This window comes from Citrobacter sp. Cpo221 (genome assembly GCF_030332345.1).
GTDB classification, from domain to species: domain Bacteria; phylum Pseudomonadota; class Gammaproteobacteria; order Enterobacterales; family Enterobacteriaceae; genus Citrobacter; species Citrobacter portucalensis.
In genome coordinates this window covers 41,728-53,844 of sequence record NZ_JAOWIA010000047.1, presented here as the reverse complement: position 1 = coordinate 53,844, position 12,117 = coordinate 41,728, and the positions used below count along the sequence as shown (strand labels likewise).

At 51.0% G+C, this 12,117-nt stretch carries 12 protein-coding genes and 1 pseudogene; 2 read left to right on the top strand and 11 right to left on the bottom strand.

Features of this window, described 5'->3' with window-relative positions:
- From OGY72_RS09715 to OGY72_RS09705, 3 genes and pseudogenes are all read right to left on the bottom strand, one after another.
- Positions 1-658 (bottom strand): IS1-like element IS1A family transposase gene (locus OGY72_RS09715; protein WP_249362192.1). Its coding sequence is split into 2 segments (ribosomal slippage), with 659 coding nucleotides annotated over them: positions 1-409 and positions 409-658; the frame shifts between segments, so codons are not numbered across the junction. This gene is flagged as partial in the annotation.
- A gap of 45 nt (positions 659-703) precedes the next feature.
- Positions 704-823 (bottom strand): annotated as a pseudogene (locus OGY72_RS24915) (oxamate carbamoyltransferase subunit AllH family protein); the annotation flags it as partial.
- An 87-nt stretch (positions 824-910) separates the two neighbouring features.
- Positions 911-1,516, bottom strand: a complete 606-nt coding sequence (locus tag OGY72_RS09705) for an ankyrin repeat domain-containing protein (RefSeq protein ID WP_038633392.1) — start codon at positions 1,514-1,516, stop codon at positions 911-913.
- A 390-nt stretch (positions 1,517-1,906) separates the two neighbouring features.
- Between OGY72_RS09705 and OGY72_RS09700 the strand changes: the two genes are divergently transcribed.
- On the top strand, positions 1,907-2,836 hold the full coding sequence (locus OGY72_RS09700; protein WP_003825551.1) for a LysR substrate-binding domain-containing protein: 930 nt from the start codon (positions 1,907-1,909) through the stop codon (positions 2,834-2,836).
- 42 nt (positions 2,837-2,878) lie between these two features.
- On the opposite strand, the gene OGY72_RS09695 is transcribed toward OGY72_RS09700, so the two are convergent.
- The 6 genes from OGY72_RS09695 to pgaA form a co-directional block, all read right to left on the bottom strand.
- Complete coding sequence (locus OGY72_RS09695) at positions 2,879-3,151, bottom strand: GNAT family N-acetyltransferase (protein WP_286547681.1); 273 nt, start codon at positions 3,149-3,151, stop codon at positions 2,879-2,881.
- An 11-nt stretch (positions 3,152-3,162) separates the two neighbouring features.
- Entirely contained in the window at positions 3,163-3,393 is a 231-nt protein-coding gene (gene yjdI / locus OGY72_RS09690; protein ID WP_003825544.1) for a 4Fe-4S mono-cluster protein YjdI, read from the bottom strand.
- Between the two features lie 82 nt (positions 3,394-3,475).
- The gene (gene pgaD, locus OGY72_RS09685; RefSeq protein WP_003825542.1) at positions 3,476-3,982 is read right to left on the bottom strand and encodes a poly-beta-1,6-N-acetyl-D-glucosamine biosynthesis protein PgaD; all 507 of its coding nucleotides are present in this window, start codon (positions 3,980-3,982) and stop codon (positions 3,476-3,478) included.
- Positions 3,979-5,313: a poly-beta-1,6-N-acetyl-D-glucosamine synthase gene (pgaC, locus tag OGY72_RS09680; RefSeq protein WP_279275507.1), complete on the bottom strand. Its 1,335-nt coding sequence runs from the start codon at positions 5,311-5,313 to the stop codon at positions 3,979-3,981. Before pgaC ends, pgaD begins: the two co-directional genes overlap by 4 nt.
- Positions 5,310-7,331, bottom strand: a complete 2,022-nt coding sequence (pgaB, locus tag OGY72_RS09675; protein ID WP_286547677.1) for a poly-beta-1,6-N-acetyl-D-glucosamine N-deacetylase PgaB — start codon at positions 7,329-7,331, stop codon at positions 5,310-5,312. Before pgaB ends, pgaC begins: the two co-directional genes overlap by 4 nt.
- Before the next feature lie 9 nt (positions 7,332-7,340).
- A complete protein-coding gene (gene pgaA, locus OGY72_RS09670; RefSeq protein ID WP_003825533.1) occupies positions 7,341-9,803 on the bottom strand; it encodes a poly-beta-1,6 N-acetyl-D-glucosamine export porin PgaA in 2,463 nt (820 codons plus the stop codon).
- An 816-nt stretch (positions 9,804-10,619) separates the two neighbouring features.
- Here pgaA and OGY72_RS09665 point away from each other — a divergent pair.
- Positions 10,620-11,156 (top strand): GNAT family N-acetyltransferase, encoded by a 537-nt coding sequence (locus tag OGY72_RS09665; RefSeq protein ID WP_126317445.1) that lies wholly within the window; start codon positions 10,620-10,622, stop codon positions 11,154-11,156.
- Positions 11,157-11,397: 241 nt separating this feature from the next.
- Here the strand turns inward: OGY72_RS09665 and OGY72_RS09660 are convergent, their stop codons facing one another.
- Both OGY72_RS09660 and OGY72_RS09655 read right to left on the bottom strand, forming a co-directional pair.
- Positions 11,398-11,721: a TA system toxin CbtA family protein gene (locus tag OGY72_RS09660; protein WP_123267988.1), complete on the bottom strand. Its 324-nt coding sequence runs from the start codon at positions 11,719-11,721 to the stop codon at positions 11,398-11,400.
- Positions 11,722-11,745: 24 nt separating this feature from the next.
- Positions 11,746-12,105 (bottom strand): type IV toxin-antitoxin system YeeU family antitoxin, encoded by a 360-nt coding sequence (locus OGY72_RS09655; RefSeq protein WP_123267987.1) that lies wholly within the window; start codon positions 12,103-12,105, stop codon positions 11,746-11,748.
- Positions 12,106-12,117 lie beyond the last annotated feature (12 nt).

Below are 12,117 nucleotides of genomic sequence, written 5' to 3'. Positions count from 1 at the left end.
TTGTCATGCAGCTCCACCGATTTTGAGAACGACAGCGACTTCCGTCCCAGCCGTGCCAGGTGCTGCCTCAGATTCAGGTTATGCCGCTCAATTCGCTGCGTATATCGCTTGCTGATTACGTGCAGCTTTCCCTTCAGGCGGGATTCATACAGCGGCCAGCCATCCGTCATCCATATCACCACGTCAAAGGGTGACAGCAGGCTCATAAGACGCCCCAGCGTCGCCATAGTGCGTTCACCGAATACGTGCGCAACAACCGTCTTCCGGAGCCTGTCATACGCGTAAAACAGCCAGCGCTGGCGCGATTTAGCCCCGACATAGCCCCACTGTTCGTCCATTTCCGCGCAGACGATGACGTCACTGCCCGGCTGTATGCGCGAGGTTACCGACTGCGGCCTGAGTTTTTTAAGTGACGTAAAATCGTGTTGAGGCCAACGCCCATAATGCGGGCGGTTGCCCGGCATCCAACGCCATTCATGGCCATATCAATGATTTTCTGGTGCGTACCGGGTTGAGAAGCGGTGTAAGTGAACTGCAGTTGCCATGTTTTACGGCAGTGAGAGCAGAGATAGCGCTGATGTCCGGCAGTGCTTTTGCCGTTACGCACCACCCCGTCAGTAGCTGAACAGGAGGGACAGCTGATAGAAACAGAAGCCACTGGAGCACCTCAAAAACACCATCATACACTAAATCAGTAAGTTGGCAGCATCACCCGACAGCTGTTAGGTGCGTTATCACAATCTTCACTCAGTAACGTCAACATCCGCTGCTGTTCGGGTATCAACAGGTTTACCGCGTGGGAAAAAACCTGTTCAACCCGTCCCGTTCCCCGGAAAGTGAGAAACGCGCCGTCTGCGGTTAGCGCCCGTACGCATCGCCGTAATGGCGTAGCGATAATGGCGCTCCTGTGTCAGGCTCCGGCCGCAATCAGCAGCTCGGCAATTTCGTGGTACCCTTTCTCTCGCGCCAGTTCCAGCGGGGTTTTACCGTATTTATCCGTCATGTGCGGGTTTGCGCCATGGTCGAGCAGCAGCTTAACGATCTCCTGCTGCTTCGCACCGCCGTCATTCAGCACAATGGCTTCCAGGAGCGGCGTCCAGCCAACAAAATTAGTATGGTTGACATTGATATCGGTACGCAGCAGCAGCTCACGCACGATCTCGACATGGCCTTTTTCGCTGGCTGGCGTAATACCGACGCCGCCAAAACGGCTCAGGCAATTGAGGTCGGGGTTAGCTGGTAATACCGTACGCAACAGCGTTAAATCATTCGTCAGGCAGCTAATCAGGAAGGGGTTAAAACAAGTTTGATCTTGTTTATTAATATCGGCACCCGCAGCAATCAATAAAGAAACACAGTCATAATGTTTATTCAGGCTGGCAATAATAATGGCAGTTCGCCCCTGGCGGTTGGTGGCGTTAATATCCACATTTTTTGCCAGACAGGATTTTAATCCATCGGCATTGCCCTGTTCTGCCGCCAGCAGAAATTCAGTAATGAGTTCTTTCTCTGACATAATCGCTCTCCTGCAGTTTTTTAGACTTTTTAAATATCCGATAACCTGAGAATAGCAACAGAGTGCAGAGAATAACATCCGCTTAAATTTCATTCATCGTTAGCGCATCGATTATTGAATCAATTTTAACAATGAGGACAAAACGTGCTGTAGTGCAATCTTTCCCTTATGGCTGTGGCCCTTTTAGCCACTAATCAGTAGTCCGGGAAATCAGGCGGTATGCTGCACGGATAGCGGCCTGCAATTAAAATACAGAAGTGTGATTGCCTTCAAACCAAATGTAAAACTAGTGTTAAATTCTGTTCAAAACTGATTGCTCTGTATAAGGATTACAAATACATTCAACAATCATCGTGTTGCGGATGCGCATTGTTGCCGGAGGGGAGAAAGATGAATTCAATATTTACCGAGGAAAACCTACTGGCATTTACGATGGCTGCCCGCTATAGCAGTTTCAGCAAGGCGGCGGAGGAGCTTGGCTTAACCACATCGGCAATTAGTTACACCATTAAGCGCATGGAAATGGGTCTCGACGTGGTGCTGTTTACCCGCAGTACTCGCAGCATTGAGCTGACCGAGTCCGGGCGTTACCTGTTTCGCAAGGCGACCGACCTGCTCAACGATTTCCACGCCATCAAGCGCAGCATTGATACCATCGCTCAGGGAATTGAGGCTCGGGTGCGCATCTGCATTAACCAGCTATTGTATACCCCTCAACATACGGCGCGGCTGCTGCAGGTACTCAAGAAACAGTTTCCAACCTGCCAGATAACCGTCACTACAGAGGTGTATAACGGCGTCTGGGATTCGATCATCAATAACCTGGCCAATATCGCCATTGGCGCGCCCGATACATTACTGGACGGCGGCGGAATTGATTACACCGAGATCGGCGCGATCCGTTGGTCATTTGCGATTGCCCCGGATCATCCGCTGGCGTTTATGCCTGAACCCATCTCTGAGAGCCAACTGCGCCTGTACCCGAACATCATGGTGGAAGACACCGCACACACCATCAACAAGAAGGTTGGTTGGCTGTTACACGGTCAAGAGTCGATTCTGGTTCCCGATTTTAATACCAAGTGCCAGTGCCAGATCCTGGGGGAGGGAATCGGTTTTCTGCCAGACTATATGGTGCGCGAGGCGATGGAAAAGTCGTTGCTGGTGACACGGCAGATCCACAACCCACGTCAGGATTCACGAATGCTTTTGGCAACCCAGCATTCGGCAACCGGTCGTGTCACTCAGTGGATTAAAAAAGAGTTTGGCCCACAAGGGATACTGACGGGGATTTATCAGGATTTACTGCATCGGGCGTGATGCACCGGATGGCTGTTATACCTTCCAGTGCATATAAGATAATCAGGCGCGGATATCGTCGTACTCGCGGGTTTTATCACATTCATGTTTGGCAAACGGGCACAGCGGAATAACTTTGCGGTTTTCAGCGCGCATCTTCTCTACCACTTTCGCCACCAGCTGTTTGCCGACGCCCTGACCTTTCAGGCTGGGATCGACATCGGTATGTTCAATGATGCTCAGATGCTCGCCCGTCGGCACGAAAACAATCTCGGCAACTTGGTTGCCCTCAGCATCATTGACATAAAACTTGTTATGGCCTGCAAGAATTTCCATGCTTCCCTCACTCATTTTTGGCGATATTTCAGCGCACCGCTCGGACAGGTATCGATGACCTTGATGACCGTGGCAACGTCCACTTCATCCGGAATAATCCACGGTTTACGTTTCAGGTTAAACAGCTTCGCGCTTCCCCGCACGCAATTGCCCGAATGCTGACACATCGCCGTGTTGAAGTAGACGTCAATCTTCTCGCCGGTATAGGCCCGGTAACCTGCATCCAGTAGTTCCTTATCCACGACATTGCCTCGCATTTTTTTATTGTCTGGGTCTAATCATAGACCTATGCGAGGCTGAAGGAAGTGGCTGAAAGCAGAAATATCATTCAGGCTTTTTCTGTATCGACGGCTGCGGCTCTGGCGGCAAATACTCCAGCATCGCAGGCGTCGGCGGCGGGAGGCGGTTATCGGCAATATCCCTGTCCACATCGATATGACTGATTTCGCCATTCTCATGATGGTGGACCGTCAGCACCCTCGCCTTGTTCAGTTCCGTAACCAGCTCCCGGGTAATACGCAAACTTTCTGCCAGCTCATGGTCTTCAAGCCCGGGTCTGCGACTGCGGCGTTCGACCCGAAAACGAAACTGGTTGTACTTCGCCCAGCCAATCAGCACCAGGCCGTTGACCAGGGCGACAAGGATATAAAACGTGACCGTATCCAGCGTGGTGAAAAAGGGTCGCACCCCCATATACGGTGAATGCGCCAGGGCTGTGATCAGCCCTTTATAGATCAAATAGATAAATCCAACCCATGCGATGGCCGTCAACAACACATCGATGATGCGCGGCAGCAAACGCCGCTCCGTGAAGATCAGTGGCTGGTTCATGATTCGATCCTCCCAATACCGCGGTCAGGACTCACCCAACGCGCTCTGCCGCGTTTGCGTTTGAGCATCACTTTCGGGAACGCGACCAGCGTGGTGAACAGGCTTAGCATCCAGTACACCACCGGGAACCAGATAATCCAGAACAACGAGGCGCCAATGCCTTTTTCATAGCGTCGTTCAATCATCAGGCTCACCGCAAACTGCAGCAAGCACACCACGCCGAGGATAAGTCCGGTAAAGGCTGGCGGGAACAGATGCTGTACATACAGCGAGTCCGGCATCGGGATCATCAGCCCTAACAGGAACAGCACGATACTGATCGCATAGGCAAACGACCAGGCGGTAGAAAAACAGAACTCAAGAAACAGCGGCCACATGCGGCGGAACTCCCACGACCACAGGCGACGCATGTTAACGATAAACACCTCTGCACCACCCTGCGCCCAGCGCAAACGCTGCTTCCATAGCCCTTTTAATGTTTCAGGCATCAGGATCCAGCACAGAGCGCGCGGCTCAAAGAATACCGACCAGTGGCGCAATTGCAGCTTCCAGCTGATATCGATATCTTCGGTGATCATGTCCGGGCTCCAGTAACCGACCTCGGCCAACGCGCGACGACGAAACGCCGCAACTACGCCGGAAACGGTAAAGATCTGCCCATAGACTCGCTGAGTACGCTTAATTAAGCCGATAATGGAAGAGAACTCACCGACCTGCACACGACCGATTAACGTAGAGCGGGTTCGAATACGCGGGTTCCCCGTCACCGCACCAACGCGCGGGAACTGGATCAGCGGAGCCACAATATAGGCAACGGCATCACGATCCAGTAACGCATCGCCATCAATACACACCAGGTAATCACTGCGCGCCGCGGCCGCACCGGTCTTGAGCGCCAGCGCTTTACCCTGGTTTTCAGCCAGATGAATCACCCGTAGGCTGGGGTATTCCACTGCCAGTTGTTCCAGCACGTCGTGAGTGTCATCCGTCGAACCATCGTTGATGGCGATCACTTCGATATTCCTATATCGCTGTGCCAGTGCTGCCTCAATGGTTTCACGCGCGTTGATCCCTTCGTTAAAACAGGGGATCAGAATGGAAACCAGTGGATTCCCCGGCAGAGTTGGTGGTGGCGTGTCATCTCCCCATTTCCAGTGACGTTCACGGTAAAACCAGAAATAGACCCCTCCGCTTATCCACAAAGCAGACATGAACAAAGGCCAGAAGAAGACGAAGTTCAACATCACTTCACCTGTAAAGATGACAGCCACGCCAAACGGCAGGCTGAACATCAGGCAAAGTATCAGGAAAGCAATAATGCGATCGGTCATTTTTGCGGATACCAGTATGAGGAGAACGTCGAGCGAATCTCTGACATCTCAGGTTTGTCGCTGATGAAATCATCCGGGTAATAGCCGTAGTTACCTGCACCGCTTAATTTCAGCTGGCGCATCCATTCGGCTATTTGTTTTCCGCTGATTTCAGCCTGATCCCCGGATTTACGCCAGTCTCGTGCCTGCAGTTCAAACACGGTTTTATCCAGCGCCCCAGGGGTTTGTGCAACGGCATTCACCAGTCGGTCAAGCCATGCGTTGGCATCATTGGCCGGGATTTGTTCCATGAATGGCATCGCCATCGGCGCCGTCCAGTCATAGGTATTGAGGAAATCATTCAGGTTTTGTGCAAACCAGGCTTCACTTTCAGGCTCCAGTACCGGCATGGCGTAAATATTGCGCGCAGTTTGCACCTGTGGACCGCGAATATTACGCACCGTCCGGGTCAGTTGTTTGGTGAAGTCAATAAGCATCTTACTTTTCAGGCGAGTCCAGCGCTCGAACGCCTGAGGATTATTACGTATTTGCTCGATACTGCCCGGAAGCCCTGCGGCACGGTAGGCGGCTAACGCCTCCGGTGACGCATCTTCAAAATCCGTCAGGAAAGCATCGTCATGGAACAAAATACCTTTGAAACTGGCGTGCTTCGCCAGGTCTTCATAGATTTCAGTGATGCGTTTGCGCGCTTCGCTGTCCCAGGGCGAGAGACGAACATAGTTCTCGTGATTGATAGCAGTGCGTCCCGTTTTCGGATCCCATGCGGTTACGCGCGGAATGGACGCATCGAGATCGAAAGCCAGAACCGGCATCCAGGCATACACCGTCACCCCTGCCCGCGTTTGTAACTGCCAGGAGATATAGTTAAAGAGATCGGCACGCATCGGCAGCCAGCGGTTGGGGAAATAGACCTCACGAATATTCCCGTCGCCCTGCGGATCGGCGTACGCCTGCAGGAAGACATGAGAAATACGCATGTCATAAACGCGCTGGATCAGCTTATCGATATTTCGCTTCTGCTGAGCAGGGTCTTTGTCATACACGTAATCCAGATCGACATGCATCACGCGCATCGTCTGTGGTTCACGGACCTGAGCGACCTGACTGGCAAAGCGCTTAAGGGATGGGTTATCAGAGATCAGCACGCGCGGAATATCGTCGAGAAACGCGGCATTCGCCAACCCCTCATTAAGCGTAAAGGCCATCTTATAGCCATGCTCTTTGGCCAAGTTTAACGTTGTACCGTTGGCTGCGCCGTAAGGCCATACCCACGCACGCGGCGATTTTCCGGTCACCGCTTTGATCTTGTTAGTGATCAGAGAGATATCCGTGTTAATACGTCGTGTGTACTGTTCGTCCGTTTCGTAAGTGCCAGTTTTCTTATCATACAGGCGGTTCGCCACAGCGGGCTCTTTACTCCCCTGCGGGTTGGCCTCAGCGCCAAAGTGCGAGTTCCAGGTGTGCGCACCGACTTCCACCAACGGCGATTTCCCCATTTCTTCGACCATTTTCCAGGTGGCGAATTTGTCTCGCGCGGTCATTAAGCCACCAAAATCGACTTTTTTGTTGGCTGGCGCATCAACCCAACTGCCTACTGGCGCCCAGAGCGCAGGCCAGTTGTAGGCTTTCAGCAATGGCCAGACGCGGGTATAAAAACTGCTATACCCGTCGTCAAAGGTGAGTAATACCGCTTTTTCCGGCAGTACAATTTTACCGTCATGGGCGTCCAGAATTTGCTGCACGCTGATCGGCTGATAGCCATTATCACGCAGCCAGGCCATTTGGTCGCTCAACGCGCTGGTACGCACAGAGAGGTAGCGCTGGTCGGCTGCACCATCCTCCACATCATGGTAGCCGAGCACCAGAAAGCTATTTTTCGGCCACGGATGATCCGCCGTCAGCGGTGTTCTCTCCCAGGGAGGAACATAGCGAGGCGTTGTATTGTGCGCGCTGCTGCACGCGGTAATCATCAACCAGCCAGCGATTAATGCGCTAAGCCACAGGCATCTTTTCAGCATGAACAATCCTTAAAACCTGACATTTAAATCGAAAGCGAGGGAGATATTCCGCTCACGTTTACCGTCATAGGGGCGTTTATCCCAAATCAGCATCACCCCGCCGTCTACGACGTTGTTCCATTTAAGCCGTTGCCCGTATCCCACCTGGACGATAGCGCCTGCATCTTCACCTTGCTGCCAGTAGCCACCTACGCCAGCCAGACCTTGCTGCGTCCAGACGGTATCATAGTGGCGGTAAAGAACCTGCTCTGCGCTCAGGCCAGGGACAACCGAAAAATCACTCTTCGGGTTGTAATACGGCACATTTTCTTTGGTGTTGGTGCTCCCGCCAATGCCCGGCGTAAAGTCCAGCGTGAAGCGTGGCGTGGTCCACATGCGCTCTTTTCCGCTGAGTCCGTATTCGATGCGATCGTTACCGTCCGAGAAATGTGATGCGGCAAACGACAGTTGATATTCACGTCGTTCGTTTTGATACCAGCGAACAAACATATCGCCGCCGTTGGCATACACGCCACTACGCAGCGCGCGCAACGGGGTATTGCGAGAGAGGCGCTCGGCCGAACCACCAACGCGCCAGTTGTCATTGAAGTCATGCCAACCGGATAGACGCCCGCCAATCTTCTGACCATCGCCATAATTTCGGCCAGACACTTCCATTTCCGCCCAGTAATCGCGGGAAGTCCATTCTGCACCCGCCGCCAGATCGCGGCTGATGCCCTTCCCTTCCTCAAATTCACCGGTAGCAAAGTTGAATCCGGTAAACAGTCGCCAGTTGTCATTAATCGGCGGACTGTAAATAGCCGTGTTGATGTTGAAGTCATTCTTACCGCTGACCGGGCTATCGGACGAGATCCCCTGCGTTCCACTAATACGCACTTCCGACATTTTGTGGACATCACGAATACGCGCGAGGCGCAGCGTCGCTTCATCATCCGGGCTACGGGCAATAACGTCATCCGTCAGTTCATCTGCCTGTTTCCACTCCTGAAGATCCAGTGCAACGTAAGCCTGCTGACGTTCCAGCTCCAGGTTGCTTGGCTCAATTACTTCCGCCAGCTTAAGCTCTTTCTCCGCCGCATGCGGCAATCCACGCGCTTCAAGCACAGAGGCATAAGATATGCGCAATCCCTGGTTACCAGAGCCTGTTCGTGCCAGATGCTCTGCGAGCTTTTCTGCCTCCGGCAGTTCATTGGCAGCGATATGATATTGCGTCAGTAGCGACTGTCCGAGCAGCCAGTTATCGTTAGGCTGCGGCGTTGGCGAGCCATAGATACGCCGCAGATACGGACTCTCTTTGATCAAATCATCGACTTGTTTTTTGGCAGCATCGAAGTTTTCATTATCAATGTGCGCGTAGAACAGATCTTGTTGATCCTCAGGACTGAGCGGCGTCACCGGGATAGGTCCATTCGGGTAGAAGATGCTCGCCAGCATCGCTTCGGTTTTTTCCGGCTGACGTTCGCTTAACCATGCTGATGCCACCCAGCGTTTTGCATAGTTTGGTACTTCACCGCTTGCAGAAAGGGAGTCATACTCATCAATCACTTCGGCAGTACGCTTACGCACCAACAGGGCACCCATACGGTCAATTCTCGCCCGACGGACATCATTCTGCGCAGACGGCTCATCTTTCCAGGCCGCCAATAGTTGGTCATAACGGGCCAACGCTTTATCCGCTACGATAAAACGTTCTTCTTCATTACGTGCGGACGTATAAGAGGATCGGACCATTTCGGCCGCCGCATCAAGCTCAAGACGGCGCTTCACTGGATCAGCCGTGGGAACGACCTCCGCCATATTTAAAGCGGGTCCGGAAACGCGGTTCGCCGACAGCGCAGATAGCAGCGTGGATTTTGCATTTTTATTGCCTGGATCAACATCATCCGCCTGGCTGGCAACCAACAGCGCATCCCAGTTTTTCCCCTGAGAATGATATACGTAGGCAAGTAGCGCGTCGGAATCTGCGCCCGGATGTGCCTGAGCCCATTTATTCGCTTCAGTAAGGGCTTGTTGGTTGTAGCGCGCATCCGCCAACGTCATTATCCAGCCGGTGCGTACATCCACGTTATCAGGCTCTTCCTGTAAAACGCTTTCCCACACCGCCAATGAATCATTCCAGTTTTTCTGGTTACGGTACGCACGTGCAGCGGCGACTTTGCCGCGCGCAGGCACATCCATCTGCCCACGATACCGCTGCCAGATTTCAATGGTAGTTTTATCGTTGTTCTCAACCCAACCAGAAACTTGCAGCCAGTCGGCAACCTGATTTGGCGTTAGCGCACTTTTCTTTCCCTGATCCTCAAGGTAGTGCAATAGCGGCGCACTATTACCACCTCGCGCTTCAATAACCAAAGCGTCATAATCTGATACTGCTGCTGAGATTTGCATAGGGAAAAGAACGCTTGCCGTAAATAAACAGCTTACAGACTTAAAACGTTTAATGAAGTTGGCATGTCGACGCATACTGAACATATCTGCCCTTATATCTTACATCAGAGTAAAAATAAGCGTTTTCAATAAGTTACGGTCAATCCCTGACAGTTGCCGACCATGTAAGATGCACTACCGCTTATTTCGTAATAGGGTTATGAAGCTATTAATTCTTTCGTCTTATTGACTACCTGTGCCTCGTCCTCTAATCGTTGGATAGGAGGCATAAACTTGTGAATTTTATCACTCTGCGTAGTTCGTGGCTACGTAATAAGAAAAGCCTTAGGCAAAAAAGCATTTTAGACTAGATTATCCTAATACTCTTGGGATTGAATTCTGGATTTAAACAAAGTTTGCCCGATGACGCCATGTGACGATGCTGACTATTGCTGGTTAGCATAGCCACACCGCGCAACTGTTTGCATGGTAACTATTTTGAGAGGTGAGCAGAGAAAAATCTGATAATAGGCACTCTGCTAACAACAAAATATAACTTAATTTTTAGGGCTCAAACAGGGCCAATGAAATTAAAATAAGGGTACAGACGCAAGAAGAATTAGATACAGTAACAATGCGTTGAAATCAAACAACTTTATTTATCATTTTTCGAAACCTACCATAATTGGTATTTGGAAAATCAATCAAATACGTGCGTGAATAATTGTGTATTACTTTACCTGTTAATATATTTACCAACCTTGCGTACTATTGACAATATCAACCACAATCAATTATTTCCCCTTACAATATGCAAGCCTATTTGCATTACAAGCAACTGATAGAAGCATAATTTTTTGCACTTACCTTCCCCTCAGTCTTTCAGGTAATCTGGGCAAAGACGCCAACAGGGACTGAACAATGAAAATCGTTAACGCAGAAGAAGAGCACATCCACGCCATACGCGATATCTACGCCCACCATGTTATTCACGGTACCGGCAGCTTTGAAACTGACCCGCCGGATACCCGAGAGATGCTGGCACGTCTGGAAAAAATCCGCAGTCTGGGACTGCCGTGGGTTGTTGCACTGCAGGAAGATAAGGTCATAGGGTATTGTTATCTCACTCGCTATCGCGAGCGTTATGCCTACCGCTATACCCTCGAAGATTCGATTTACATTGACCCGACGGCACAGCGTCAGGGGGCGGGAAAAGCGTTGCTCCGCCATGTCATTGACTGGGCCGAAATGCACGGTTATCGGCAGTTGATCGCCATCGTGGGCGACAGCAATAATCAGGGATCGCTGAAGGTCCATCAACAGGCCGGATTTACGCAAATCGGCACGCTAAAGAACATTGGCTTTAAACATGGACTCTGGCTTGATACGGTATTGCTACAACGTAATCTGGGTGAAGGTAACGGCACGCTACCACCGGATTCCGGTGTCGCTATCTAACGTTTTTAAGGATTAACTACAGGGAGAGAATTTTGGAGCGGGCGAAGGGATTAGAACAAACAAACTATTTAATTGAATAAAAACAATTTTTTAAGTTATAAGTGAATTTATACCCCCACACATACCCCCAAAGCAAGGATGCTTGAAATACCACCTATTCCCTCGTATTGATAAATCAGCAGATAGCGTGATGATAGCAAAATGCTTTCATACTCAAAGGTAGAAATGCAATTGCTCTAGATTAGCTACGGTTAATGATACCAAGATAGCGGCGAGCCTTCATGATATCAACAATCGTAAGGTAAGGCGCTTGCTCCTGCCAGCTAAATCCCCTGCGGTCGATACGGGCCAATTCGCACTTCTCCACCAGAAAATTAACAGCATCGACAAGCGTGATGCCAGCTTCGATATGACCTTTAATAACAGCTTCATCGCTGAACGGCGTGTCGTTTAACGTCAGGCCATAGTGCTGCTCAAGTAGTCGAGCAAGCAGCATTTGCCAGACAACCACGGGCGATGAGCATGACTGAGCAGCCCGCTGGTTTATTGCAGGTAAAGTATTCATGAGTTGTTCTCGTAAAAATGAGTTCTAAGGTCGATTAGCGTGAGTGGGGTAAATGGCAATATAGACGTAGCCACAGGTGCCCTGCGTATCAGCTTCGCAGGTCAGCCCCTTTGCATAGAGCGTGACGCAATGCTGGTGTCGGGGATTCAGTTCACCGCTGGTAAGCATGAGCTCTGCCTGCTTCAACAGGACCGGGAATGCCTGATCAAGATGGAGTAAATCCGCTTCATTGAACTGACCTGTTATGCTGGCGCGGTCAGCCAGATAATGTAGGCGGTTACCTTCCTGGACCAGACGTGCACCAAAACAAGGGATGACGTTACGACTCAAGCCCCACCAGAGCTCAGCAGTATCATCATTCACTGTCAGTGTCTTATTCGACATCTTAAGCTCCTT